The following is a 25032-nucleotide window of genomic DNA, read 5'->3' as shown; positions in this document are numbered from 1 at the left end:
AAGGTGCGGGGCCGCCGGGCCGGTTTGTCGCGATGGTGCGGACCACGTGCGGCGCGATGCCGCACCATCGTCGCATTGGCCCCCGCGGCGCAGTACCAACGTCACAAAGACCCACAGTCAGAGCCTGCCAACAAGGTCCGTACTCGGCGGCGGGCTCACCCCTCACGCAGCGGGCAGTCGTTCCAGGGACAGCAGCTGGTACTCCCGGCCGATCCCGGGTGCGACGGCGTGGCAGGTCGCGGGCGTGCCCAGGGGCACCTCGACCTCACGGAAGACGATCCGCACCCCGGGGTCTGACACAACAACGGTGATGACCCCGTCCGTTGCGACGTCCACGAGTTCGGGACGCAACCCGTCGACGCTGCTGGTGAGGCCGGCGGCAAGGGCCAGACCCTGCGCGACCTGTTCGAGGCGGGACAGCGAACTGCGGCCGCGCAGGTGCGCCGGGTCGACCAGGCCGCTCTCGAACATCCCTAGCAGGCGCGCGGTGTCAGCCGGTTCGACCTGCCCGTAGGTGACCCCGTGCGGTAGCAGGACCACCGTGGCGGCGAAGCGGTCGCCACCGACGTGCGAGCACTCCCACACCCGGCCCGGCCAGACCAGGTCGCCGGCCGCGGCCACGGGACGTCCGCGCACTGCACAACACACGTCGTGGCGGCTGTGGCTGCAGACCAGCGCGACCGGTTCACCCTCGCCGGCGGAGACGCGCCAATCCCGCTCCACGACCTCGCGGTAGTCCTTGGACGTGTGCCAGCGGATGCCCTCGTGTCCCGGTCGGGCATCAGCCACTGCCCACCGGAATGCGCCGTCCTCCCGCGGGTGCTTGCCGGGTGGCCGGATCAGCGTGACCCGCGCGCCGTGACGTTCGGCCTTCGCCGACAGCCCGGCGGCCAGTGCCGGCTCGAAGGCCTCGAGTGCCCGCCGCGGCCATGCCCCTGAACGCTCGATGAGCAACCACATCGACGCCGGCGACGCGGTACCGAGCATGGCGTCCCCCCGCGTCCGCGCGGCATCGGAGCAGCGGAAAGCGTTCACAAGGAGTCCGTGACCAGGATGCCCGCGCGCAGCCACTCGGCGACAAGCGCGAACGGCGGTCCGTCGGCGGTGCCGGGGAGTTGACCGACCCGGACCGATTCGCCCTGCAGGAGTACCTCCGCCGCAGCTCGGTCCTCAGGATTCACGGGCACCGTGAGCCCGGCTGCGACCAGCCCCTCGGCGGACCACCGCGCGCCGAGCCAGCGACGCAGCCGCACCGTGGTGTCCGCGGTCAGGTTCACGGCTGCCGCTGCCTGCGCCAGGGGCGCCACAGGCTCGGGGCGCTGCTGCCGCGCCCGGCCGTCTGCCAACGTGGCGGCGACATCGCTCAGATCCGCCTGCTCGAGGGCATCGCGTAGGTCCTCGATCACGGCCGCGAGTCTGGACATGCCGTCCGCGGAGCCCGGATCCCACCCCGCGGGCAGAGCGGTACGCCAGCCTCGCTCTGTCACCGCCTCGAAGACGGCCTCGAGGACGTCGCGTTCCGTGGATGCATGGATGCCAAAGGTCAGATGGATGCTGGTTTCGCCGTGCGCCACGGCGGAATGCACGAAACCGCGCGGAAGGTACAGGCAGTCACCGGGCTGCAGGTCGGTGTCGATGATGGGGGAGTCTTCGGCTCGCGCCCGGACCTCGGCGGCACGTTGTTGCCAGGTCTCTGCGGGCATCGGCGAGAGCAGGACCGGTTCGTGCACGCGCCAGCGCTTGCTGCCGCCTATCTGGAGCACGAAGACGTCGTGGGTGTCGTAGTGCGGGGCGAATCCCTGCGACTGAGCAGGCGTGATGTAAGCGTTCACCTGGACCGGGTGGCCGAGTTCGGCAGCCAGTCCGGCGGCTAGTTCTCCCACTGGGGCCCAGGTGCGGTGCAGGCCCTGCAGCACCACCGTGGCGCCATCGGCGAACAACCGCAAGACAGCGTCGTCATGCACCTGGTCGGCCACGTTCGCGCCTGCCCCACCGGACCCGGTGAAACGGGCGGGAGGGACAACTGCGCCGTCCTTGGCGATACGCAAGAAAGGGGTGCGCAGGCCCCGGGTGCTGAGGAGCTCGTCGGCGGCCTGCGGGGAGAAGAGACCGGTGATGTCACCGGCGAGATCGTTGGCGTGCGACAGCCACGCCCGATGCCCCCAGACCTCGGAGGCGAAGACATCGGGCGTGGCTGAGCACACATGTGACAACGCCGTCTCAGATGCGTCGGTGGTACTCACGCGCCGCTGTCGGCACCGCCATCAGCACCGCCATCCGTCCACCGCACACCGCCGTCGGCACCGCCGTCCGCACCGCCGTCCGCACCGCCGTCCGCACCGCCGTCGGCGCCCTTGTCAGCACCGCCGTCGGCGCCGCCATCAGCACCACCGTCGAGCGGGCCGTGCGTCATCTCGTCATCGGTCATGGTCGTCTCCTGCTGGTCTCATCAGGGTCCGGGGAGTCCGGGCCCCTGCGCCGAATCTACCCCTGCAGCGGCGATCCAGCCCTCCCACGGGCCCGTTGTCTGAGCCCGTGCGAAACCCGACTGCGAGCCCCTAGACTCGCCACTGCGAGGAGGCAGCGTGAACTTCGAGAAGGTCGTCTTCGGCTTCTTCGTCGTGCTCGCCGCCACCATGAACTTCGGCTTCTTCATCGGCCCGATCGACGACCCGCGCGTGCACAACCAGTGGGAACTGTTCGCGGCCGTGGTGATCAACCTCATCGCACTGATCATGAAGTTCGGCGACCGCACGCAGATCGGTGCCGTACACCTGGCCACGAGCCTGGTGGCCAGTCTGCAACTGGTCGCGGCGGCATCTTTGTGGGCGTACTTCGACAACACCGGCGACGGGCCGCTGTCGGCTGAGCACATCTCGAGCATTGTCTCCCTGTCCGGCGGCGCACTGTTCGCCAACGTCATCTCGGTGACCCTGCTGGTCGTCGAGACCGTGTCGTTCCGGCGGCAGTAGGTGTCGACCCCGGCGCCCGTCCGGCGGGTGGCTGCCGAGGGGCCGTCGACGACGGCGATATTCCTGGTTCTGCGCAGGATGCGCGCGCCACTGATTGTCCTGGTCAGCCTGTTCGCCGTCAGCATCTTCGGCCTGACACTCGTCCCCGGGCAGGATCAGGACGGCCAGCCGTGGCGCATGGACCTGTTCGACGCCTTCTACTTCATGAGCTACACGGCCACGACCATCGGCTTCGGGGAGATCCCCTATCCCTTCAGCACCGCGCAGCGAGCCTGGGTCATCGTCTCGATCTATCTCAGTGTGATCGCCTGGGCCTATGCGATCGGTTCAGTGCTGGCGCTGCTTCAGGACCGCGGCTTCCGGGAGGCGCTGGGCCTGCAGCGCTTCGAGCGCCAGGTTCGGCAGCTGCGGGAGCCGTTCGTCATCGTGGCGGGATTCGGCCAGGCTGGCGAGGTGGTGGCGCGCAGCCTAGACCGGCGCGACCGGCGTCTCGTGATCCTTGATGTGGAACCCGCCCGGATCGAGGCGCTGGACCTCGTGGCGTTCCGGTCGGATGTCCCCGGACTGGCCGCAGACGCCGGCAACCCTCACGAACTGCGTCGCGCGGGCCTGCTGAACAAGCACTGCGCGGGGGTGATCGCGCTGACCAACGACGACCAGGCGAATCTCGCGATCACCATGACCTCGGCCCTGCTGCGACCGGACGTGCCAGTTGTCTGCCGGACGATGGAGGACGTTCTCATCGACCGGATCTCCGCGTTCGGCAGTCCGCTGATCATCGACCCCTTCAACCTCTACGGCGATGAACTGCTGGTCGCGCTGCGGGCACCTCGCACGCATCAACTCATCTCGTGGCTGACTGCCAACCCCGGCGATGCACTGCCCGGCGTGATGCGACTGCCGCGACAAGGCCGCTGGGTGATCTGCGGCTTGGGGCGGTTCGGCGGTCACCTGGCGGCCGACCTCGTGCGCCACCGGATCCCGGTCACTGCGATCGATCCAGCGGGCGGCACTCGCGACGGTGTGGAGGTCATCGCCGGGGATGCGACGGATCCGGAAGTGCTCGCCCGAGCGGATCTGCTCAACGCCGTCGCTTTTGCCGCGGCCACGGACAACGACGTGACGAACCTGTCCCCTGCTGGTCTCCGCGCGTCGGCTGAACCCGGACCTGTTCACGATCGGCAGGCAGAACGACCCGTCCGATGGCCCGCTGTTCGAGCAATTGTCCCTGGACAGCACGCTGATCCCCACCCGACTGGTCGCCCAGGAAGTCCTGGCACGGGTGGGCGACTCGTCACTGTGGACGTTCGTGCAGCAGGCACATGCCCGCGACGACGACTGGGCAGTGGCCCTGATCGACCGCATCACCGGGTGCTGCGGCACCCGGCGCGCTGACATCTGGACGTTCGATGTCACGGAGTCGGGGGCGCCTGCGATCCACGAGCGACTGCATGACGTGACCCTCGGGACGCTGTTGCACGATCCGCAGGAACGTGAACGGCCACTGGACATCGTGGCGCTGATGCTCCAGCGTGGCGACGACACGGTCCTGGCCCCGGACGGCGAGCACGTTCTGCAGTCCGGGGACCGGTTGCTGCTGATCGGCATGTCCTACGACCGGCGTGCGCTGGACACCACGGCGAGTGTCCCCACGGCAGCGGAGTACGTACTCACTGGATCGCGGGTGGGCCAATCGTGGATCTGGCGGACTCTCATCGACCGCTGATCGTCAGGCCGGAGGTGCGCGGGTGCTGGTGATGGTGGGTGTGCCGTGGGTGTTGGTGGTGATGGTGTAGTGGCCGTGGTGGAGGTCGGCGTGACATCGACTGCAGAGCAGGCACAAATTTGACAGGTCCGTTAAGCCGCCGTGGCGCCAGTGCAGGATGTGGTGGGCTTGGCAGAAGCGGGGCGCGCGTCCGCAGCGGATGCAGCCGCGGTCGCGGGCGATGAGGGCGGCCCATTGCCAGCGGGTGGCGCGGCGGTGGGCGCGGCCGAGGGGCCATCGGCACGAAAGCGTCCTTGCGTTTCGCCCCGAAGATGACTGCGCAGGCGGTGGCGCAGGACAGCAGGTCGAAGGTGTCGGGGCCGATGGGGTGGCCGTCGTCGAGGGTGGCGCCGAGGCCGTCGGGCAGGTGTCGAGGTCGACGAGGACGGGACAGCCCGGACACGCCCAACGGGCGGGTGTTGGCGTTGGCGGCGGCGAGGATGTCGGCGAGGGCGTCGGCGCGGGCCTGGGTCGGGGTGCGGGTGTCGCCGGGGAGTCCGGGGTCGGTGAACGCGGTGAGGGTGTCGCGTAGCCGGCGGCCTTCGATGGCATCGAGCCAGCCGTCGAGGCGGTACATGCCGTTGGGGGTTTCGCTGAGCGACAGGCCGCGTTTGTCGCGTTGTTTGGTGTGGTCGTGGTCGGGCTGGCACTGGCCGATGAGCAGGGTGAGGATGCGGCGCAACTCGATGGGTTCGATGGTGGTGGCCATCTCGACCAACGCGGGTTCGAGGTCGGTGAAGTCGGTGATGCGGGTGGCGGCTTCGCGCAGGGCGTGGACGTGGGGGGTGCTGATCTGCCCGTCGCGGTAGGCCTGGGCCACGTGCGGCAGGGTGCGCAACGCTCGGGCGGTGCCCACGATCGCGGACCCGGTGGCGGGGTTGGCGCCGGTGGCGGTGGCGACGAGCATACCGGTGGTGCCGGCGCGCAGGCTCTTGGAGATGTGGGTGGCGTCGGCGGTGCCGGCCAGGTCGGTGAGGTAGGCGTCGAAGCGGTTGCGTAGTTCGGCGGTGGTGGTCATGGCGCCCACGACCTGGTCGCTGCTGAGGTCCAGGGGGTCGGGCAGCTGGTTGAGCAGGTCGGCGATCTGGTCGAGGATCGGCGGGTGGTCGGTGGGCAGGGATTGCCGGATACGGGTGCGGCGCATCGCCGGTCGGGACACTTCCAGCACCGCCATCCGCCGCTCCTTTCGAACAGTACGAATCTACTGCAGAGGTACGACAAGCAGGAGGCCACAACCACACCTGTGGACAAGGGTCACGGGGCCCACCCATCGAGGGCTGTCCTGCTGGGAGAATCGGCGCATGCGGCTCAGCGGTTTGTTCGTCTACCCCATCAAGTCGTGCGCCGGCATGGCGGTGCAGACCCGGCGTCTCGATGCGACGGGACTCGAAGGTGACCGCTCGTACATGGTGGTCGACGAAGATGGCCGGTTCCTCACCCAGCGTGAGGAGCCGCGACTGGCGCTGGTGCGGCCCGAGCCGGGTGAACCGCTGACGGTGGCCACGCCGGGGGGATCGGCGCCGGCGATCCCTGGCGCCCGGCTCGAGGTCTCGGTGTGGGACTACGGATGCTCGGCGCTGGATTGCGGTGATCAGGCCGCCGCGTTACTCTCCGACCACCTCGGACGGACCTGCCGTCTGGTGACGCTGACGCCTGAGCACGACCGGCCCTCCGACCGCGCCGGCGGCCGAGTCGGGTTCTCCGACGGATACCCGCTGCTGGTCATGACCGAGTCGTCACTCGCCGAACTCAACGCCCGGCTGCCCACGCCCCTCCCCATGAATCGTTTCCGTCCCAACATGGTCGTGGCGGGGTCGCCAGCCTTCGACGAGGACCACTGGCAGCGCATCGAGGTCGGCTCGATCCCGGTGGACATCGTGAAGCCGTGCGCCCGGTGCGCGATCACCCGCGTAGACCAGCAGACCGGAATCCGCGGGGACGGTGAGCCGCTGCGCACCCTCGGGACCTTCCGCAAAGCCAAGGGGGGCGTCATGTTCGGGCAGAACGCCGTGCACCGCGCATTCGGGGAGCTCGCCGTCGGTGACGAGATCACCGTCGTGCAGCGGGCATGACGCTCAGGCGCGCGCCAGCCGCAGTCGCCACTCTTCGGGGCCCTGCTGCAGGTAGGTGATTCGCATCGCGCCGTTGTAGCGGGTGTCGATCTGCGCCAGGAGTGGCAGCGGTTCGTGCGGCGCGATGAGTTCGATGGCCTTGCCGGGCCGCAAGGAGTCGAGCGCGCCGAAAATGGCGGCGTGACGGATGGCGTGCGGGATGGTGCGCGCGTCCAGGACGGGATCGCCGTCGTGCGATTCCCCACAACGGCAACTCGAGGTGACAGGCAGTTCAGTGTTCATGGTAACAATTTACTATAATTTCTGTCCGCCCTCGGCCTGCACGACAACACCGCCCGGTTGCACCTCGACGGCCTGGTTGCTTCCGGCTTGGCCACGCGCGTGATCGCCGAGCCCAAGGGCCGCGGCCGCCCGGCGATGCTCTTCAGCTCCGGTGTCGCGCAGGAGGTGGACCCCCGCGTCCGCGACTACGCCCACCTGGCTGCGGCGCTGGCCACGGTTGTGGCGCAACGTTCGGCGGACCCGGCCGGCGATGCCCGTGCCGCCGGTCAGCGCTGGGGCGAGGAGATGGTGGCGGGCAAGCGCCCGAGATCGGCGATCGCCGCCCGGACCGAGGTGGTCGCGATCCTCGACGACCTCGGCTTCGACCCGCAGGCCGACGCGCGCGTCCGGTCGGTGGCGTTACGCCGGTGCCCGCTGCTCGACGTCGCGCGCGAGCATCCGGAGGTGGTGTGCCAGGTGCACCTCGGGCTGATCAGCGGCGCGCTGCAGCGGATGGGACGGGAGGATCCGCAGGTGGAGTTGCTGCCCTTCGCCGAGCCGGGCGCGTGCCGGCTGCACCTGCGGTGACCAGCACCTGAGCCCGCGCCGTCCGGGTCACCGGTCCGGGTGGGCCATCTCATCGATGACGGCCACGAGCGCCAGGACCAGGGCGGGGTTCTGGCCCGGGCCGACCTCGACGCCGTAGGAGTCAGCCACCCGCAGCCAGCGCTTCGACACCTCCGCCACCTGGCCGCCGTCGGACTCCATCGTGTACTCGTGGTCGACGATGTTCCCCTTGATGGAGATGTCCGGTCCCCCCTCGACCGACACGTGCCACCTGTCGCGGATCGGGCTGATGACGGCCTTCTTCACCGTCGCCACGGTGTTGCCACTGGCATCCTCGATGACCATGGTGTCGCGCACGCGGGCCATGCGCTCCTGGATCTTGAACAGTTCGTTGCCCTGCGCATCCTCGAACTTCAGGGTCTCCCGCACACGCAGCGCCTTGCCGTCAACCTTGTAGGCACGGTTGCCGTGGTTGTCCTGAATCCAGAAGTCATCCCCGATCGACCACAGCTTCTGGCGCATCGTGTAGAAGGTGTGGCCGGCGTCCTCCGCACGGCGCTCATGCACCCGGTCGCGTAAACCCATGTCAGTTCCTCTCGTCGGAGTGCACCAAGTCTGCGCGTTCCGGCCACGTCCCGCCATCCCCCGCACGGGGGGAGGTCTACGGTGGTCGCCATGGCGCAACCCCGGGTGAAGGCGGCCGGTGGCCTGCCGGCGATCGCTTATGTCATGCGCAAGGCCTGGGGCACGGGGGAGTTCACCGAGGTCGCCAAACGCTTGAAGTCCAGGAACACGTGTAAGACCTGCGCGCTGGGGATGGGTGGGCAGAAGGGCGGGATGGTCAACGAGGCCGGCCACTTCCCGGAGGTCTGCAAGAAGTCCGTTCAGGCCCAGGCCGCGGACCTGCAACCGGCCATCCCGGAGTCGTTCTTCGCCGCCAACGACCTGGCAGGACTGCGGGTGCTGACCAGCGCACGGGCCGAGAACCTCGGCCGGCTGGGCTTCCCGGTGGTGCTGCGCCCGGGCCAGCACCACTTCGAGCGGGTCGGGTGGGACGAGGCCCTCGGCATCGCGGGCGGAGCGCTACGGGCTGCCGCGCCGGATCGCACCTTCTGGTACGCCAGTGGTCGGTCGGGAAACGAATCGGCGTTCCTCATGCAACTCGTGGCGCGTGCGTACGGTTCGCCGAACATCCACAACTGCTCGTTCTACTGCCACAACGCGTCGAGTGTGGCCCTGGCGGACATCTACGGCAGCGGCACGGCATCCACGACCCTGCATGACCTCGCGAAGGCTGATCTAGTGCTGGTGGCCGGCGCGAACCCGGCGAGCAACCACCCCCGGCTCATCACCCAACTCATCGACCTGCGCCGCCGCGGTGGGAAAGTCATAGTGGTCAACCCGATCGCCGAGCTGGGACTACGGCGTTTCCGGCTGCCGTCGGATGCCCGTAGTCTGGCCGCCGGGTCGCAGGTCAGTGACCTGTACCTGCAGCCACGCATCGGCGGGGACATCGCGTTGTTCACCGCGCTGCTGGCGCTGGTCGAGTGGGATGAGGGCTTCGTCGGGGCGCACACCTCGGGTGCGGAGGCAGTGCGCGCATGTCGCGGGGCTCGACGTCGAGGAACTGGCGCAGGCGTCGGGCGTGCCGCTGGCCGACATCCGTGCCGCCGCCGGTCTGATCTCGCGGGCCCGCCGGGGCATCTTCATGTGGTCCATGGGGCTGACCCACCACGAGCACGGAACGGACAACATCCGTGCCTTGGGTAATCTCGCGCTGGCGCGGGGATTCCTCGGCCAGCCGGGTGCCGGCTTGATGCCCATCCGCGGCCATTCCAACATCCAGGGGGTCGGCTCGATGGGGGTGTCGCCGACGCTGAAGGGAGCGTTCGCCAACGAGTTGGAGCGGCGGTTCGGGATCGTGGTGCCCGCCGCGGGTCAGGACACGCACGCCTCCATGCGGGCCGCGGAACGGGGCGAGATCGACGTGGCCGTGCTGGTGGGCGGCAATCTGTGGGGCAGCAACCCGGACAGCGAGTGGGCGGCACGGGCGATGCGGAACATCGACGTCACGGTGTCCTTGACGACCAAGCTCAACCCGGGGCATTTCCACGGCAACGGCCGCACGATGGTGATCCTCCCCGTGCTTGCCCGTGACGAGGAGGCGCAGGCCACGACGCAGGAGTCGATGTTCAACTACGTGCGGCTCTCCGACGGCGGCTATCCGGCCATCGCGCAGGAGTTGCGGTCGGAGACCGACGTGCTGGCCGGCCTCGCGCATGAGGCGATGGGTGCCGACCGGTTCGACTGGACGGCCCTGCGCTCGCACCGCAACCTCCGGGACGCCATCGCCGCCGTAGTGCCCGGCTACGAACCGGTGTCACGCATCGAGTCCGACGGGGAGTTCCAGGTCGGTGGGCGCACGTTCCACGAGCCGGAGTTCTTGACCGACGATGGGAGGGCGCGCTTCCGGGTGGTCGAGGTGCCGTCGCCGGTGCCCGGGTTCCAGTTGATGACGATCCGCTCCGAGGGGCAGTTCAACACGGTCGTGTATGACGACGAGGACCTGTACCGGGGCAACACGTCGCGCGACGTGGTGATGCTCAACGCCGTAGACGCCGCGCTACTGAGGGTGCGCGAGGGAGACTCGGTGGAGGTGAGATCGTCGGTTGGGAGCATGCGGGTGCGTGCGGCGATCATCGATATCGCCCGCAAATGTGTGGCGATGTACTTCCCCGAGGCCAACGTCCTTGTCGACTCCCGGCTCGACCCCCAGTCGCAGACGCCGGCGTTCAAATCGGTGCCGGTGGAGTTGCGGAAGGTGTGACCGGCGCCGGCACGTTGGATGGTGCTCGTGCAGTTGGTTGAGGTTCGTCGGGCGCTGAGCGTCAACCAACTGCACGAGCGTCAACCAACGGCCCGGGCCGCCTCACCGCGCCGCGAGCAACTCCGCGATCTGGATCGCGTTGAGCGCCGCCCCTTTCCGCAGGTTGTCGTTGCTGACGAAGAAGGCCAACCCGTTCTCCCCGTCCTGCCGGAACCGCCCCACATAACTGGGGTCCTGGCCGGCGGCCTGCAGCGGCGTCGGCACCTCCGTGACCACCACACCCGGGGCGTCCTGCAACAACTGCCGGGCCCGGGCAACGCTCATCGGCCGCTGGAACTCCGCATGGATCGACAGGCTGTGCCCGGTGAACACCGGCACCCGCACGCAGGTCCCGGAGACCCGCAGGTCCGGGATGTCGAGGATCTTGCGACTCTCGTTGCGCAGCTTCTGCTCCTCGTCGGTCTCCCCCGAGCCGTCGTCGACGAAGTTCCCGGCCTGGGCGAGTACGTTGAACGCGATGGTGCCGGGGAACTTCGACGGTTCGGGCAGGCCGACCGCGCCGCCGTCATAGGTCAGGCCCGGCAGGTTGTCGTCCTTGGCGCCGGCGAGCACCTGCTCCTGCAACTCGTTCACGCCTGCCAAACCGGCGCCGGACACCGCCTGGTACGTGCTCACGATCAGCCGCACCAGGCCGGCGTCCTCGTGCAGCGGTTTGAGGGCCGGCATGGCGGCCATGGTCGTGCAGTTGGGGTTGGCGACGATGCCCTTGGGAATGGAGTCCAGCGCCCCGGGGTTGACCTCGGCCACCACCAGCGGCACCTCGGGATCCATGCGGAACGCCGAGGAGTTGTCCACGACGACCGCCCCCGCGGCGGCCACCTTCGGCGCGATGGCGCGGCTGGTGGTGGCACCGGCGGAGAAAAGCGCGATGTCGAGACCCGAGAAGTCCGCTGTGGCGGCGTCCTCGACGATGAGCTGGTCGTCACCCCACGGCAGCGTCGTCCCCGCGCTGCGCGCCGAGGCGAAGTAGCGCACACGATCCAGCGGGAAGTTGCGCTGCGCCAGCAGGGTGCGCATGACCCCGCCGACCTGGCCGGTTGCTCCGAAGACTCCTACGTCCATGAGTCCCAGGGTATCGGTGCGACCCGGCCCCGGAGGCAGGCGTTTCCGCGCCCTACGTCGTGACCTCCTCGGCGACCACGACCTCCTCCTCTCCCACCACGCCGGAGGCGAGGATCTGGATCACGAAGAGCGCGACCAGCAGACCGGCTGTGGTCCACAGGATCAACTCCGCTGTCTTGTAGCGCTGCAGCATTATCAGAACCAGTGCCACGAGGGCGGCCGCGATCCGCAGGCCGGCAGCCTGCCCGGCGACCCACGTCCGGATCCCGTTCATGTGCAGACCCAGCGACGACAACCAATGTTGGATTCCGTCGGCGGCCTTGACCGGCACCGAACGGATGCCGCTGGCGACCCGGCTCGGTCCCAGCAGCAGACCACCCAGGAACAGCACCAGACCGGCAGTCGCGCCAGCCCACATGGCTTGCTTGAGGAACACGGTGAACTGATCGAAGAAGGCCGTGGCGGCCGCAGTGTCCACGGTGGCGGGCAAGTCGTTCAGGTAGGTCATGCGGCCGAACGCGAGCATCCCGGCGCCCACCGCCATGGCGAGCATCAGGCCGAATCCGAACCAGGCCAGGGCCTTGCGCGGGGTGCGGGCCACGAAGACACCCAGGACGGCCAGCGCGATGGCGATCAGTGGCAGCCAGAAGCCAACCGTGTTCAGGACGTTGTACCCGGTCTGGAGCGCAGAGGCGTTGGGGACATTGAAGAGCACGATGGTGGCATCGGTGGTGGGGATCTTCTCGGCGACCGTGAAGCCCTTGCTGATCAGCAATTCCTTGACTTGGTTGACGAGATTGCCCAGGTCGAGAACCACTTGGTTGTTCTGTACCTGCAATGCACGGTCGGTGTTCTGGCCGCTGAGTGCCTCGTTGAGCCGTTGGTGCACCAGGGTGTTTGCCTCGAGCCATGCGGCCTCGAACTGCTCGGATTGGACGACTTTGGCCACTGCGTCCTCGGTGTACGACTGGACGCCCTGGGAGATGGGACCGGCCAGCGCCTGCAGGGCGGCGGTCTGCTGTGGAGTCAGGCTGCGGTTCGCCGAGATGGTCGACACCGCGTCGCTGGTCAGCGCCTGCACATCCACGTAGGTGAAGATCTGCTCGGTGATCCGGTTGGTGACGGCCTGCTGGATCGCCGGGTCCTGTGCCAGGGGCGCGACGGTTTGCACGTACCGGTCGGTGTCGGTGACCTCGCCGCGCGCCCACACCGAGACCATCGAAAGGGGTGCGAGTAGACACGCGGTTACGATCAGCACCGTGGACCAGAAGGTGCGCACCCAGTAGCGCTTCGGTTTCGGCGTCGGCTGCGCGTTACCCAATTGCCTCTCCAGGTCGGCGACCTGCTGCTGCAGTCGACGGACCTCGGATTGTTCCGGCGTTCCTGCGACGTCGCTCATGTCGGACCTCCCAAACTATCCTGACGTGACCGCTGGGCGCACGGATCACCCGTTACGGGTGATCAAACCACAGCAACCGTACCGATCTCCTTCTCCACGCCGTTGATGATCACCCCGATCCGATGCGCTCCGGGATAGTGACGCCGCGTGCTGTGCTGGGCGAAACTGATCGACCGGCGGATCGTCGCCGTGCCGTCGAGAGCGAACTCGCCGCCGGTGAACACCTTGCGGGAGGTGGACCCGTTGGCCTTGACGAAGTGCACGACGATGTCGACCAGGGCCCGGCCGCGGCCGGACAACTCGATGGCCAGGCGCAAGGTTTCGCCGATGGCGATCTCCCGGGGCAGATCTGCGCGCGCGGCCACCTCTAACGGCTCGTAGCCCAGCACTGCCAGCGCGGCCGGATCGCCGGCCTTGACCAGCGTCCGCAGGCCCCGGCGTACCAGCCGTCGTCGCCCTGGCATCCACGTCGCCGCGACCTCGACAGCGCGCTGCGGGTGGTCCTTGGCGATGTCGTTGAGGTTGTTGCCCACCGACCGCAGCACATAGTCGGAGGGGTCGTCCTTCCGCACGTGCTCATCGGGGTCGTGGCTCCACTGCCTCAGCCTGATCATGGTCTGCGGATGCTCCACGATGAACGGCCGGATGCAGAACTCCGCGGTGAAGACCTTCGTGAGGTCGTAGCTCGCAGCCAGGGACTCCTCGAAGACGGGCAAACCGTAGGTGCTGATGAACATCGAGTGCGGGTTGTAGAAGAACGCCGCAATGCCGGGCTCGCGCCGACTTCCGATGGCCGCATGCACCTGCCGCACCGCGGTTGCCGGGTCGGGGTCGAGATGGTCGTGCATCACGGCCGCGACCTGTCGGGCGCGGTCCATGAGGCCGAGGTCCTCGAAGCCGTCAAGGCACTCGGCGAGGAAGTCGCGGCGATCCACAGGCAGGGTGTCCGCCAGACGGGCGACCACTTGCGGACCGTACTGTTCCTTCAAGGGCGCGGCCATGGCGCACACCCTATGCTCACGGCCATGACCTGCATCTTCTGTGCCATCGTCTCCGGCGACCTGCCGTCCCTGCAGATCGCCGAGACCGAGCGGGCGCTCGCCTTCATGGACATCAACCCCGCGACCCGGGGGCACGCGCTGGTGATCCCGAAGGCCCACGCGGCGGACCTGATGGAGGTCGGGGAGGCGGACCTGGCCGCATGCAGCCACCTGGCCCAGGAGATCGCGCGGCGCGCCCTGGACCGGCTCGGCGCCGACGGTGTCAACATCCTGAACGCGTGTGGCGCCGCGGCGTGGCAGACCGTCTTCCACTTCCATCTGCACGTCGTTCCGCGCTTCGCCGGCAAAGACGGCCTCGTACTGCCGTGGATACCGACGGCCGGGGACCCGGAGGTCATCGCCGAGGCTGCGGCTGAACTGCGCTAGCCGCGTCTCAACCGGCTCGGCCCCACGCCTCGGCCAGGTCCTGTGCATCGCGCCGGGAGGACACCCCCAACTTGCGGTAGATGGACACGGTGTGCGTCTTCACCGTCTCGCGGGACAGGAACAGCACGCCCGCGATCTCGCTGAGGGTCATGCGGCCCTTGAGCAATTCCCACACCCGCAGTTCGGCGGGGCTGAGGTGGCGCAGCGGGCTGCTGACCGCGTATTCCTGCCGGGCCCTGGCCGCCCATCGCTGGCAGAGACCACCGCCGACAACTTCGGTCTCGTCGCACCAACTGAGGTACCGGCTGAAGTCGTCGAGGTCTCCGTGCCGGGCGCAACTGAAGGCCAGAACCCCGCCTGCCAGTGACCGGAACCAGGGGAAGGTCGGAGTCAGTCGGGAAGTGAACCGGTCCAGTTCGGCCATCGCTACGCGGGAATCCTCGTGCCGACCGCGGAAGGCGAGCAGGCCGACCCTACCGAGGACCAGGATGCCCGTGGTCGACATCATCGCCCGAAGGTCGTGGAACGCGTAGATGCTGTCGGCCGCCTCGACTTGCTCGCAGCCGGCGGTGTCGTCACCGGCGACCATGTGCAGCAGCCCGAGGATGACTCGAGCCTCGACCTCCGTCGACGGGATGCCCGTGGTCTTCGCCAGGGCTGCGGCGCGCGCCACGACCGTGATGGCGGCAGGGTCCCCGAGCAGCGCCATGTTCAGGCCGGCGACGAGTGTGCTCAGGGCGCGGATCGGATCCTCATCGGGTATCCGGGCGAGTGCCGCACGGGCGAGGTCGGTGGCCTCCTGCTGCCCATTTGCGCCCGGAGCGGTGGTAGCCAGCAGCACCGCGAGATGTGGCGCGATGTCCGAGGCGCTGAGGTCCTGCTGCCAGTCGGGCGGCATCCGCCGCACGGCCGCGTCCACGTACCGCAGCACCGCGCCGAAATCGCTGAGTGAGAGATATGTCCAGGCCGCCGTCATCCCCAGAGCGGGTGTTGCCAGGATGGTCTTCTCGCCCACGATCTCAAGCCAAGCCTCGACAGTCCGGGCCCGGCCCTGCAGCAGCGAGATCCGCGCCGCCGGCCAGAGAACGGTGCCGAGGACCAGCGGGTCGCCGCAAGCAAGGGCGAGCTGGACGGCCTGCTCGATATGACCCTGCTCCAGATGCCACAGCGCGGCCGCCCCTCGGACATAGCGAAGGGTGTCGGGATCCTCACGCGCCAGGATGCTGGTGGCGCACTCCTGCAGGAGGGGGTGGTAGCGGTACCAGTCGTCCTGAGTCTTGTGGATCAGGACGGTGGTGATGGCCTCTCCAAGGAAGTGGCCGGCTCTGTGCTGCCCCGTTGCCGTGGTGGCCAGGTCCACGGTGACGCTACCCAGTGCCGCGGTACAGGTTACGAAGGACCGCAGTTCCCGCCCCATGGGGCCGAGCACCTCGACCTCGATGAACTCCTCGATGGTGGAGAGGCTGCGCGCGCCCGGCCCGGCCTGTGACATCAGGTACACCGCCACCGGCCAGCCGTCGGTGGCCTCATGAACCTGAAGCGCTGTGGTATCGGTGACCGGTCCCTGGACGAAATGGCCCAGAGCCTCGCGGGTCTCGGCCACGGTGAACCTGAGGTCGTCGGCGCTGATGTCGGCGACGCGGCCCTGACCCCGCCACAGCGGGAGCGGGAGTCCCTGCAGCGACCTTCCCACCAGCGCCACCTGCGATCCGTCGGGCAGCGCATTGACGAACATCTTCAGCAACTGCCGCGCCGGGGCCTGGCTGATGAGATGGGCATCGTCGAGCACGACTGTCACCGGCTGCAGGGAGTTCACACTGCTCAGGAACCCGGGGAGCACATGTCGGGAGAACGCGGGCTCCTCCACCGTCAGAGGCCCCGGCGGCCAACGGTATCCACGCTTCTGATCCGCAGGTGTCCGGACTCCTTCGTGGTGAGTTTCGCAAGGGCTTGCAGGCTGGTCCGGCTGCGGGCCTTGCTGGCGAACCGGTCGAGTCGCGCGCGCATCTCCTCGCTGGGCAGGCCCTCCCACGACTTGATGTCCTCGGCGGTGAGGTACTCGTACCAGATGTCCATCACCGGCTTCTGTGCGTATGACCGCATGGCGGTGCGGTACGCGTGCACCGCGTGGGCGGCAACCTTGCGCTGCTTGTCCGGAGGCACGTCGAGGTTCTGCGCGGCGATGGTGAGACTGGCGGCGAGCCGTTTGAGGTCCCACTCCCACGGCGCCGGGAGGGTTTCGTCGAAGTCGTTGGCGTCGAAGACCAGTTCCCGGCTCGGCGAGGCGTAGGCGCCGAAGTTGGACAGGTGGGCGTCGCCGCCGGCCTGTATCCACAGCCCGCTCTCTTGGGTGCGGCTGAGGTCCTGGGCCATGATCGCGGCGGCGCCCCCGTAGAACGTGAAGGGGGACACACGCATGCGGGCATGCCGTACGGGCACCAGGAACTCCAGACGCTCCTCGTTCTGTGCGCGCAGGATGTCGACGGGATTCCGCCTGCCATCGGCGGGCTCCCACTCGGCGTGGCTGACCAGCGGCGCGGTCTCCCGCGCCGCCAAGCCCGCGGCTCGACGCTCCTCCGCAGTGGTCCGGGTACTCATGGTGCGGTCCTTCCCTTGGGTGTGCGGGCTTGCTGTGACTCCCGGCGGGCGTCCCGTTTCGCGTACCAGCCCCGGACCTCGTCGGCCGAGTGGCCCTGCCGCAGCAGCGCGGCCATGAGCCGCATGGGCTTGTCCACGTGCCGGAAGAAATGCTGGTAGCCCGCGCACAGGTAGTGCAGGCCGGGTTCGCCGTCCGGCGTTGTTGCGAACCGGTCCTTGGGGCAGCCCCCGTTGCACGCGAAGCGCACGTCGCACCGGCGGCAGTAGTCGGGAAGGGTGTCGAGTTTGGCGTTGCCGAACGCGCGCTGAGCCGGCGAATCCACCATTTCCAGAAGTGTCCTGCCGTCCGCGAGGTTGCCCACCTGGTAGCCGGGCTCGACGAAGTGGTCGCAGGAGAAGACGTCACCGTTGTGCTCGAGGGCCAGCGCTTCGCCGCACGTCCTGGCGTGCACGCACAGCCCGGCGTTCTCGTACCCGACGAAATGGGCCAGCGTGGTGTCGAACATCTGCACGAACACCTCCCCGACGTCGTGGCGGACCCAGTGCTCGAAGGCATCGACGAGGAACTGCCCGTACTGCTCCGGGCGCACGGAGCGGTTCGTGACCGCGGTGCCGGTCTGGGTGTACAGGACGGTGCGATGGTTCCGGGCGCCCCACCCGGACTGCTCGGCAGGGGAAGCAGGTCCTCGGTCACCCGCTCGACGATGGGGATGAACTGTATGAACTGGGCGCCGAGTTCCTGAGTCAGGAAGCGGTAGACCTCCAGTCCGTGGTCGCCGTTCACAGCATTGACGGTGGTCAACGCGTTCCATTCGACGCCGGCTCGCTGAAGGTGGCGCAGACCGGTCACCACCCGGTCGTAGGTAGGTTTGCCGCCTTTGTCCCGACGGTAGGCGTCATGCATCTCCCGGGGGCCGTCGATGGACACGCCCACGAGGAACCGGTTGTCGGCCAGGAACCCGGCCCACTGCGCGTCCAGCAAGGTGGCGTTCGTCTGGATCGTGTTGAGGATATGCTGCCCCGGCCGCTTGTACTCCTGCTGCAACTGCAGGCACCGGGCGAAGAAGTCCACGCCCATGAGGGTCGGCTCTCCGCCCTGGAACGCGAAGGTCACCTCCGAGTCGGGCGGATGAGCCGAGAGGAGTTGTCGCACGTACGCGGCCAGCACCGCGTCGTCCATCCTGAAGGCCGAACCCGGATAGAGCTGCTCCTTGGAGAGGAAGAAGCAGTAGTCGCAGTCGAGGTTGCAGATTGCGCCGGTCGGCTTGGCCATCAACTGGAACACGCGCTGCGCAGTGGACACAGATCCTCCTTGGTCTGCGACTCTTCCAGACCCGTGCTCAGGTCATATCCCCCTGAGGGGGTGATCCTAGCGCTCCCGGGCTACCGCACGAGCCCTGCGACGAGGCAGACACCGGACAATGCGACGCAGGAGCGCCGGGCTGGACCGGGTGACACGTGCGGGATCGCGAATGCGGACCTGACGTCGTCTCGCCCAGCCGGCGGCTCCTCGCAGCCCGCAGCAGTTGTCAGCCCGCGGCCCCCTGCCCGACGGTGTGGCTCATCGTGCGGGCGTGCAGCGACTTCTCGGTTTCGTGATCCTCCGGGGAGAGGTCGAACACGACGCTGCGGACGGTCCCGGTGAACGGGTAGGGCGCCTTGGGTTCGTACTCCAGGTCGACCACCAGACCGTTGTCCCGGCCGATGTCCATCCCGGCGTAACTGCTGAAGGTGATCGGCACCGTCCGCGGCATGTCTCCTTCGCCCACCAACTCGTCGTTGACGAACAGGCCGACGTGCCCGCCACTGCCGGGGTCGGGGGTGTCCGAGGAGAAGAGCATCTTCACCGTCACGTCCCCCGCAGGAAGTGGCTTGGACGCAACTTGCCGGTAGGTCTCCACGCCGAGCAGGGAGTACGTGTGCCGCAACGTGCCATCGGCGCCGACCCACAGGCCGAACCCCCCGATGAAGTCCGCGTTCGCCACGATCACGCCCTCCGCGCCGCCCTCCGGAACGTGCAGGTCGGCCTCGATGGCGTACGACCGCCCGTATATGCGCGGAATCATCCCGCGCTGGACGTTCTGCACGTCGCCGGCGAACGCGTAGCGGGTGACGGTCGGCAGGGGCGGCAGGATGCCGAACATGATGGCCAGGCCTGCGCACAATGGCAGCACACTGTTGCGCTCGGCCTCCTGCCACCACAGATCCCGCAACTCAGCCACTTTCTCGGGGTGCTGGTCTGCCACGTTGTGGGCCTGTGAGAAGTCGGTCGTGAGGTCGTACAACTCCCACGGCGCATCCCGGTCTGGATCCCAGCCGGAGTCCGGCCCGTACTTCCTCAGTGTCTCGGGGGAGAAGTCCCACGGGATGCGGTCAGGCTTGGACGCTGCCCACCAGCCGTCCGAGTACATCGCCCTGCCGCCGAACATCTCGAAGTACTGCGTCGTGTGACGCTCGGGGGCCTGCGGGTCGTCCAGGGTGTAGAGCAAGCTCGTGCCATCCATCGGCTGTTGCGCTATGCCGTCCACCGAGGCCGGCTCGGGGATCCCGGCTGCCTCCAGGATCGTGGGAGCGATGTCGATGCAGTGGGTGAACTGACTGCGTGGCGTCGTGTCGTGCCGCAGGCGTGCCGGCCAGGCCACCGCCATCGGGTCGCGGGTACCGCCGAGGTGGCTGGCCATCTGCTTGCCCCACTGGAACGGTGTGTTCATAGCGTGCGCCCACGCTGCCGCCACGTGGGGGGCGGTGTGGTCGGTGCCTATCGCCTCGATCCCGCCGTACTGATCGATCAGTTCCATCTGGTGGTCGGCGTCCAGGACGATGCCGTTGAGGAACGTCATCTCGTTGAAGGAGCCGGTCACGGTGCCTTCCATGCTGGCGCCGTTGTCGCCCCAGATGTAGAAGATCAGCGTGTTGTCCAGGTCTCCCATCTCCTGGATGGCGTCCAAGAGCCGGCCCACGTTCCAGTCGGCGTTGTCCTGGTATCCCGCGTAGACCTCCATCTGTCGCACGTAGAGCTTCTTCTGCGTGTCCGACAGCGAATCCCATGCCGGGAAGACATCCGGGCGGGCGGTCAACTCGGTGTCCTCCGGAACGATGCCGAGTTCCTTCTGTTTGGCCAGCGTCCGCTCGCGCAGCGCGTCCCACCCGTCGTCGAAGGTGCCCTTGTACTTGTCGGCCCAGTCCGGTGCCACGTGGTGAGGGGCGTGGGCGCAGCCGGTCGAGTAGTACATCAGCCACGGTTTGCTGGCGTCCTGGGCACGCACGGCGTGCAACCACTCGACAGCCTTGTCGGTCAGGTCGTCGGGGAAGTAGTACTGCTCGCCGTCCTGGCCCTCAGGTACGCCGACGATCGCATCGTCGATCGTGATGATGGGGTCGTACTGGCCGGCGGCGCCGGACAGGAAACCCCACCAGTGGTCGAATCCCCATGCCTTGGGCCAGTGGTCGAACGGCCCGGCAGCACCCTGGACGTTGTCCGGTGTCAAGTGCCACTTGCCGAAGCCGCCGGTGACGTAACCGTTCTCCCGGAGGATGCGGGGGAGGGCGGCGCAGGACTTCGGCTTGGCCGCGCTGTAGCCGGGGAACGGCCCGGGGTACTCGGCGATCGAACCGAAACCGACTCGGTGCTGGTTGCGTCCGGTGAGCAAAGCCGCACGGGTGGGCGAGCACACGGCGGTGACGTGGAAACGGTTGTAGGTGAGGCCCTGGTTCTGCACGCGGGTGAAGGTCGGTGCCGAAACCGGGCCCCCGAACGAGTCGATGGACCCGAAGCCGGCGTCGTCGATGAGGACGATCAGCACGTTGGGGGCGTCCTCGGGTGCCTGCACACCGGGGATGAAGGACCAGTCCGGAACCGAATCCGCAAGGGTTCGGCCCGCCATACCTCCGAACTGGCGGTCTGGGACGGGCAGCACCGTGCGATCGGGGTTGAACTTGCCCATCGCCTCCCCGAGGGCCGATTTCAGTTCGTCCAGGCTGTGTTCGTCGGACTCCACCACTGACTTCAGCGGTGCACCGGGCAGAGCCTGTTCCACGGCCAGCCGCTGAGCGGCGGAGAAGATACCGATGATCACGGCACTGCCGGGCTTGAGCGCTTCTGAGACCCTTGTCCTCGACGGCTCCGCGGACCTTGTGTCCGGCGAACTTCCCCACGATCGCGCCGGCTGCCGCGCCGAGGGCGACCGATCCGAGCAGCGGTGGGGCGAACAGCCCGACCAGCACGCCCACGCCGCCACCCCAACCGGCGCCCCTGCGCCCGAGGTGGTCACCGGTGTCCTTGACGGTGACCTTGCCCTCGGAGTCCTTGCCCACCAGGATCATCGCCCGGGAGTCCAACTCCTTTGTCTTCACCTTCGCAACCAGCGCATCGAACTCGTGCTGGGCGGTCGCGGGATCCGGGTAGCCGGCAACGATGAGCATCAGTCGGTCGGACATGTGGCACCTCCACGGACATTCCACTGCGGCCGCGCGCGCCGGGCATCACCCACGACGGGGGGTCGGTCCGCGCCGAGCCGTCGACCCTGCGGCCAGCGCAGCGGTGGGGGGCGACGGGAAGCCGCCCACGGTGTCAGGTGCTCTCGTCGTGGGGCGGGTCGGTCCGGACGGTGTGCGGGCGGGCCTCTATCGACTCCTGCTCATCCTCTTCGGTGTAGTCCCCGTCGTAGGGCGAGAAGTACGCCAATGGGTACCGGCGGGAGAAGTTCTTCATGAAGGATGTGACCAGCGCGGCGATCGGCAGCGACATGAAGGCGAGCATGGGCCCACCGATCGCGCCGCCGGCCATGGCCGCTCCGAAGGCAATACCGCCGTTGATCTCCATCGTCCTGGCGCTGATCTTCGGGCTCAGGAAGTAGTTCTCGAGCTGCTGGTAGATGAGAGTCCAGACCAACAGGGCGGCCGCGGCCGTGAGCCCTTCCAGGCCCCACGTGAGAAGGATGGGCACCGCCGCGCCGATGTAGGTGCCGATGGCCGGGATGAACTCCGCGACGAATCCCTCGAAAATCGCCATGGGCAGGGCGATCGTCCAGTCCACTCCGACCAGGAGCATGGCGAAGAAGAACAGGCCGCCGTTGATGATCATGAGCAGTAGCCGGGAATACAGGTAGCCACCGGTCTGCTCGATGGCCGTGTCCCACGCCCAGCCCAGCCGCTGCTGCTGCCCGGCGGGGAACCGGCGCAGGATGGCCCGCCGGATCCGGGGGGCGTCGGCGGCGAAGTAGAACGCGAACATCGCGATGGTGAAGAACTGGAAGATCAAGCCGATAGTGCTGCTCGCGAAGCCCATGATGTCACTGGCGTGGTTCTGTACCCAGTCCTTCACATTCTCCTGAGCCTCCGAGAAGGCCGGATCGGTCTTCGACGTCGGGAAGTCGGTGCCGAACTGTTCGTTGATCTGCGGCACCGCGGACTTGAGGCTGTTCGACATCTCGCCGGCCACATTCACCAGTCCGGGGATCATGATGAAGGTCAGCACGATCAGGAAGGCCGCCGAGAGCAGGAACACGAGTCCGGTGGCGGCGCCCCGGCGCATCCCCCGCTTCATGTGCAGATGGTTGACCGCAGGTTCCATGGCGATGCCGAAGAACAGCGCGATGAACAACATCGACAGCAGACTGCGCGTCTGCATCGCCATGAGGAGCAGCGCCGCGGTGATGAGGACCACCACGATCACCCGCCAGATGATCCTGCGCACCATCGGCATCACCCAGTCCGGCGGCTGGGGGGTCGGGCCGGCCGGTGCCGCGTCGGGCTGCTGTGGCAGGGCGTCGCCGAAGGGCGCTTGCGGGACCGGCGTGTCCATGTCGTTCTCGTTCATCCTCGCCCTCCTGTCCGAGGCCCACCGTAGTGACGCCGGGGGGCCGCGGCGCGGCAGGAGGCCCCTACACGCATCGCGCAACCCTCAGTCACGTGGCCGGAGAGCGGTCGAGCCGCCCGTTGAGCAGTCGCCCCACCGTTCCTCCCGTGACGATCCCGATCAACGACCCGGCCACCACATCACCGGGGTAGTGCACGCCGGTGTGGACCCGCGAGTAGGCCACCGCCGCGGCGGCGACGTGCAGGGGGATCGCGGTGCCCGGTGCCACCGAGGCGACCCCTTGGGCGAAGGCGAAGGCCGACGCCGAATGCCCGGAAGGGAAGGACGTGGACGTGGGCATCGGCACGAATCTGTCATCGCTGTTGGGCCCTCGCTCTGGTCGGTCGCGGCGGGCGATGAACTTCACGCCCGCGTTGACGAGCAGGCTGGCGGCCGCGATGCTGGCCACGCCTGTCAGGGCCGCGCGCCGTTCCCGTGGCCCACCGGCCAGGGCGAGGCCGGTGGCGACGGTCAGCCAGAGCACGGACTTGTTGGCCGCCCGGGAGAGATCCCGCAGCCCCTCGTCCAGGTGGGGGGTCGGCGTGCTCGCAACGGCGCTGTACAAGGCACGGTCCACCTGCGACAACTCGCCGCCGATGTCGCGCACGGACTCGGGGAGCATCAGGCACCCCCGGCCCGCGGCTCGGTCAAGGACTGCCCGCGCGCCACGCGGAACAGGTCCTTCAGAGTGATGTTGCGCGCCCAGCGCCGCCGCAGCCGGTCCACGCTCGCCGACGGTACCCGGACCCGCAGACCGCCCGGATGGATCCGGAACGTCAGTGGTGTGGGCAGATCCAGCGCCTCGCCGTCGACCCCCGCGAAGGCGGTTCCCCCGTGGGACCTTACCTCGAACTCGCGGGCATCGAACTGGTGCACGTTCGGGTCGCGGCCCGCCAGCCCGAAGGTCGAACGCGCCACGAGTTTGGCCGCCTCCGGCCCGGTCCGGGCATTGATCGCGAAGACTCCGAGTCGGCCTGTCGTCAGCGATCGCCGCTGCGCCACGTCGAGCTTGGGGCCGAGCACGTAGGGGTTGTTCGAGATCAGGATGACGAATGCCCCGTCCACGTCGGTGCCGTCGGGGGTCGTGAACTGCAGGTCGAAGGGTTCGGTGCGCGCCCCGAGCAACTCCGGCAGCAGTTCCTTGGAGGTCTCCAGTTTCGCGTCGCGGTAGGACTCCTGCTGCACCACGGTGGCGTACACACCCATCGACACGTTGTTGACGAATAGGCGGTCGCCCACCGTGGCGTAGTCGATACGGCGCTCGAGCCCGTGGGAGAACGCGGCGATCCCCTCGCCGGGGTCGTCGCGGTCCAGGCCCAGGTCCAGCGCGAAGTGGTTGCGGGTGCCGGCGCTGACACACACGAACGGGAGGTCGTGCTCGATCGCCACGGATGCCACGAGCGCCTGCGACCCGTCGCCTCCAGCCATGCCGAGGCAGTCGGCACCTCGGGCGATGGCATCGCGCGCCAACTGCTCGAGATTGTCCCCGGGCTCGAGGATGATGACCTCCACCCCGTGCTGTTCGGCCAGTTGCCGCAGCCCGAACTTCTCCACCTTGCCGCCGCCGGATTTGGGATTGGCGATGAGGACGGGGTGGGCGGGCTTGTCAAAGTGAACCCCGTCCATCCGCCGCGCCCCAGCCACCGCCATCCGCGCCTGGCCGGCCGCCAGCGCGGTGAGCGCGACCACGGCCAGGGCCGCCAACAGAGCCCAGCCTTGATCCGCGATGCGCGTCAGCAGGCCGGTGATGATGAGGACGAGCCCGGCCGCGAGGCCCACACCGCCTGCCACCCGGCGTGCTCCGCGCTCGGTCACCAGCCACCACCCACCGGCCCCCAGCAGCGCGAGCCCCAGGACCGCCAGCACCAGTGAAGCCAGTCGGGAGAACACGAGCAGGAGCACCATCACCGTGAGCAGCGCCGCACCGAGCAGCGCTATCCAGGCGGCGATGCGCTGTGCGCGGGAGGGGGTGTCCATGGGGCCTCCTAGGTCCGGGTCGCACTGTGGCCTATTGGGGAGGAGGTCGCATCGCCCGTTTCGGGTGAAATCGTACCTGCCCGCGGCGGGCCATGATCTCCCCCTGATCGGGTGATGTCGTGGTCGCGCCGGAATCCTACAGTGCAGGCGGTGGGGACGACCGTCCCGCACGAATGGAGGCGACGAGT

At 68.3% G+C, this 25032-nt stretch carries 21 protein-coding genes and 2 pseudogenes; 7 read left to right on the top strand and 16 right to left on the bottom strand.

Annotated features, from left to right (window positions below):
• Positions 1-162: 162 nt before the first annotated feature.
• Genes IPG68_02300 through IPG68_02290 form a run of 3 tightly spaced genes read right to left on the bottom strand, consistent with a single transcriptional unit; the run spans position 163 to position 2428 of the window.
• The gene (locus IPG68_02300) at positions 163-1035 is read right to left on the bottom strand and encodes a hypothetical protein (GenBank protein ID MBK6762169.1); all 873 of its coding nucleotides are present in this window, start codon (positions 1033-1035) and stop codon (positions 163-165) included.
• Entirely contained in the window at positions 1032-2243 is a 1212-nt protein-coding gene (locus tag IPG68_02295) for a cupin-like domain-containing protein (GenBank protein MBK6762168.1), read from the bottom strand. The genes IPG68_02300 and IPG68_02295 overlap by 4 nt, the downstream gene beginning before the upstream one ends.
• Complete coding sequence (locus IPG68_02290) at positions 2240-2428, bottom strand: hypothetical protein (GenBank protein MBK6762167.1); 189 nt, start codon at positions 2426-2428, stop codon at positions 2240-2242. Before IPG68_02290 ends, IPG68_02295 begins: the two co-directional genes overlap by 4 nt.
• Positions 2429-2585: 157 nt before the next feature.
• Between IPG68_02290 and IPG68_02285 the strand changes: the two genes are divergently transcribed.
• The 3 genes from IPG68_02285 to IPG68_02275 are packed head-to-tail and all read left to right on the top strand — an operon-like array spanning position 2586 to position 4698.
• Complete coding sequence (locus IPG68_02285; GenBank protein MBK6762166.1) at positions 2586-2972, top strand: hypothetical protein; 387 nt, start codon at positions 2586-2588, stop codon at positions 2970-2972.
• Positions 2973-4367: an NAD-binding protein gene (locus IPG68_02280; protein ID MBK6762165.1), complete on the top strand. Its 1395-nt coding sequence runs from the start codon at positions 2973-2975 to the stop codon at positions 4365-4367.
• Positions 4318-4698, top strand: coding sequence for a hypothetical protein (locus IPG68_02275; GenBank protein MBK6762164.1), 381 nt, complete (start codon positions 4318-4320; stop codon positions 4696-4698). The genes IPG68_02280 and IPG68_02275 overlap by 50 nt, the downstream gene beginning before the upstream one ends.
• Here IPG68_02275 and IPG68_02270 read toward each other — a convergent pair.
• The gene (locus IPG68_02270; protein MBK6762163.1) at positions 4685-5911 is read right to left on the bottom strand and encodes a DUF222 domain-containing protein; all 1227 of its coding nucleotides are present in this window, start codon (positions 5909-5911) and stop codon (positions 4685-4687) included. The two genes, IPG68_02275 and IPG68_02270, sit on opposite strands and share 14 nt — an antisense overlap.
• A 127-nt stretch (positions 5912-6038) precedes the next feature.
• On the opposite strand from IPG68_02270, the gene IPG68_02265 reads away from it, so the two are divergent.
• Complete coding sequence (locus tag IPG68_02265) at positions 6039-6809, top strand: MOSC domain-containing protein (GenBank protein MBK6762162.1); 771 nt, start codon at positions 6039-6041, stop codon at positions 6807-6809.
• A 3-nt stretch (positions 6810-6812) separates the two neighbouring features.
• Here IPG68_02265 and IPG68_02260 read toward each other — a convergent pair whose 3' ends face one another.
• Positions 6813-7091, bottom strand: coding sequence for a DUF2249 domain-containing protein (locus IPG68_02260; GenBank protein MBK6762161.1), 279 nt, complete (start codon positions 7089-7091; stop codon positions 6813-6815).
• Positions 7092-7178: 87 nt separating this feature from the next.
• On the opposite strand from IPG68_02260, the gene IPG68_02255 reads away from it, so the two are divergent.
• Complete coding sequence (locus tag IPG68_02255; GenBank protein MBK6762160.1) at positions 7179-7658, top strand: transcriptional regulator; 480 nt, start codon at positions 7179-7181, stop codon at positions 7656-7658.
• A 27-nt stretch (positions 7659-7685) separates the two neighbouring features.
• Here IPG68_02255 and IPG68_02250 read toward each other — a convergent pair whose 3' ends face one another.
• A complete protein-coding gene (locus IPG68_02250) occupies positions 7686-8222 on the bottom strand; it encodes an LURP-one-related family protein (protein ID MBK6762159.1) in 537 nt (178 codons plus the stop codon).
• A gap of 1060 nt (positions 8223-9282) precedes the next feature.
• Here IPG68_02250 and IPG68_02245 point away from each other — a divergent pair.
• Complete coding sequence (locus tag IPG68_02245) at positions 9283-10464, top strand: molybdopterin-dependent oxidoreductase (protein MBK6762158.1); 1182 nt, start codon at positions 9283-9285, stop codon at positions 10462-10464.
• Between the two features lie 102 nt (positions 10465-10566).
• Here the strand turns inward: IPG68_02245 and IPG68_02240 are convergent, their stop codons facing one another.
• From IPG68_02240 to IPG68_02230, 3 genes are all read right to left on the bottom strand, one after another.
• Positions 10567-11586, bottom strand: a complete 1020-nt coding sequence (locus tag IPG68_02240; GenBank protein MBK6762157.1) for an aspartate-semialdehyde dehydrogenase — start codon at positions 11584-11586, stop codon at positions 10567-10569.
• 52 nt (positions 11587-11638) lie between these two features.
• Entirely contained in the window at positions 11639-12985 is a 1347-nt protein-coding gene (locus tag IPG68_02235) for a hypothetical protein (GenBank protein MBK6762156.1), read from the bottom strand.
• A gap of 62 nt (positions 12986-13047) precedes the next feature.
• Positions 13048-13986, bottom strand: coding sequence for a DNA alkylation repair protein (locus tag IPG68_02230; protein ID MBK6762155.1), 939 nt, complete (start codon positions 13984-13986; stop codon positions 13048-13050).
• Positions 13987-14010: 24 nt separating this feature from the next.
• On the opposite strand from IPG68_02230, the gene IPG68_02225 reads away from it, so the two are divergent.
• Positions 14011-14412 (top strand): HIT family protein, encoded by a 402-nt coding sequence (locus IPG68_02225; GenBank protein MBK6762154.1) that lies wholly within the window; start codon positions 14011-14013, stop codon positions 14410-14412.
• Positions 14413-14419: 7 nt separating this feature from the next.
• Here IPG68_02225 and IPG68_02220 read toward each other — a convergent pair whose 3' ends face one another.
• From IPG68_02220 to IPG68_02190, 7 genes and pseudogenes are all read right to left on the bottom strand, one after another.
• Positions 14420-16279: a hypothetical protein gene (locus IPG68_02220; protein ID MBK6762153.1), complete on the bottom strand. Its 1860-nt coding sequence runs from the start codon at positions 16277-16279 to the stop codon at positions 14420-14422.
• Positions 16280-16281: 2 nt separating this feature from the next.
• A complete protein-coding gene (locus tag IPG68_02215) occupies positions 16282-17010 on the bottom strand; it encodes a DUF2252 family protein (GenBank protein MBK6762152.1) in 729 nt (242 codons plus the stop codon).
• A pseudogene (locus IPG68_02210) lies at positions 17007-18283 on the bottom strand (anaerobic sulfatase maturase). Before IPG68_02210 ends, IPG68_02215 begins: the two are co-directional and overlap by 4 nt.
• Positions 18284-18539: 256 nt before the next feature.
• Positions 18540-21447, bottom strand: a pseudogene (locus IPG68_02205) (sulfatase-like hydrolase/transferase).
• A gap of 133 nt (positions 21448-21580) precedes the next feature.
• A complete protein-coding gene (locus IPG68_02200; protein ID MBK6762151.1) occupies positions 21581-22828 on the bottom strand; it encodes an AI-2E family transporter in 1248 nt (415 codons plus the stop codon).
• Between the two features lie 88 nt (positions 22829-22916).
• Entirely contained in the window at positions 22917-23489 is a 573-nt protein-coding gene (locus IPG68_02195) for a phosphatase PAP2 family protein (protein ID MBK6762150.1), read from the bottom strand.
• Positions 23489-24844: a diacylglycerol kinase gene (locus IPG68_02190; GenBank protein ID MBK6762149.1), complete on the bottom strand. Its 1356-nt coding sequence runs from the start codon at positions 24842-24844 to the stop codon at positions 23489-23491. The genes IPG68_02195 and IPG68_02190 overlap by 1 nt, the downstream gene beginning before the upstream one ends.
• Positions 24845-25032 lie beyond the last annotated feature (188 nt).

The organism is Micrococcales bacterium, assembly GCA_016703125.1.
Taxonomy (GTDB): Bacteria; Actinomycetota; Actinomycetes; order S36-B12; family UBA10799; genus JADKAV01.
This window is presented reverse-complemented; position numbering and strand designations above follow the sequence as displayed.

Excerpts from the sequence above, each read along its gene's own strand:
- IPG68_02290 (MBK6762167.1), bottom strand. The coding sequence starts at position 2,428 with ATGACCGATGACGAGATGACGCACGGCCCGCTCGACGGTGGTGCTGAT.
- IPG68_02270 (MBK6762163.1), bottom strand. The coding sequence starts at position 5,911 with ATGGCGGTGCTGGAAGTGTCCCGACCGGCGATGCGCCGCACCCGTATC.
- IPG68_02265 (MBK6762162.1), top strand. The coding sequence starts at position 6,039 with ATGCGGCTCAGCGGTTTGTTCGTCTACCCCATCAAGTCGTGCGCCGGC.
- IPG68_02260 (MBK6762161.1), bottom strand. The coding sequence starts at position 7,091 with ATGAACACTGAACTGCCTGTCACCTCGAGTTGCCGTTGTGGGGAATCG.
- IPG68_02250 (MBK6762159.1), bottom strand. The coding sequence starts at position 8,222 with ATGGGTTTACGCGACCGGGTGCATGAGCGCCGTGCGGAGGACGCCGGC.
- IPG68_02240 (MBK6762157.1), bottom strand. The coding sequence starts at position 11,586 with ATGGACGTAGGAGTCTTCGGAGCAACCGGCCAGGTCGGCGGGGTCATG.
- IPG68_02235 (MBK6762156.1), bottom strand. The coding sequence starts at position 12,985 with ATGAGCGACGTCGCAGGAACGCCGGAACAATCCGAGGTCCGTCGACTG.
- IPG68_02230 (MBK6762155.1), bottom strand. The coding sequence starts at position 13,986 with ATGGCCGCGCCCTTGAAGGAACAGTACGGTCCGCAAGTGGTCGCCCGT.
- IPG68_02225 (MBK6762154.1), top strand. The coding sequence starts at position 14,011 with ATGACCTGCATCTTCTGTGCCATCGTCTCCGGCGACCTGCCGTCCCTG.
- IPG68_02215 (MBK6762152.1), bottom strand. The coding sequence starts at position 17,010 with ATGAGTACCCGGACCACTGCGGAGGAGCGTCGAGCCGCGGGCTTGGCG.
- IPG68_02200 (MBK6762151.1), bottom strand. The coding sequence starts at position 22,828 with ATGAACGAGAACGACATGGACACGCCGGTCCCGCAAGCGCCCTTCGGC.
- IPG68_02195 (MBK6762150.1), bottom strand. The coding sequence starts at position 23,489 with ATGCTCCCCGAGTCCGTGCGCGACATCGGCGGCGAGTTGTCGCAGGTG.
- IPG68_02190 (MBK6762149.1), bottom strand. The coding sequence starts at position 24,844 with ATGGACACCCCCTCCCGCGCACAGCGCATCGCCGCCTGGATAGCGCTG.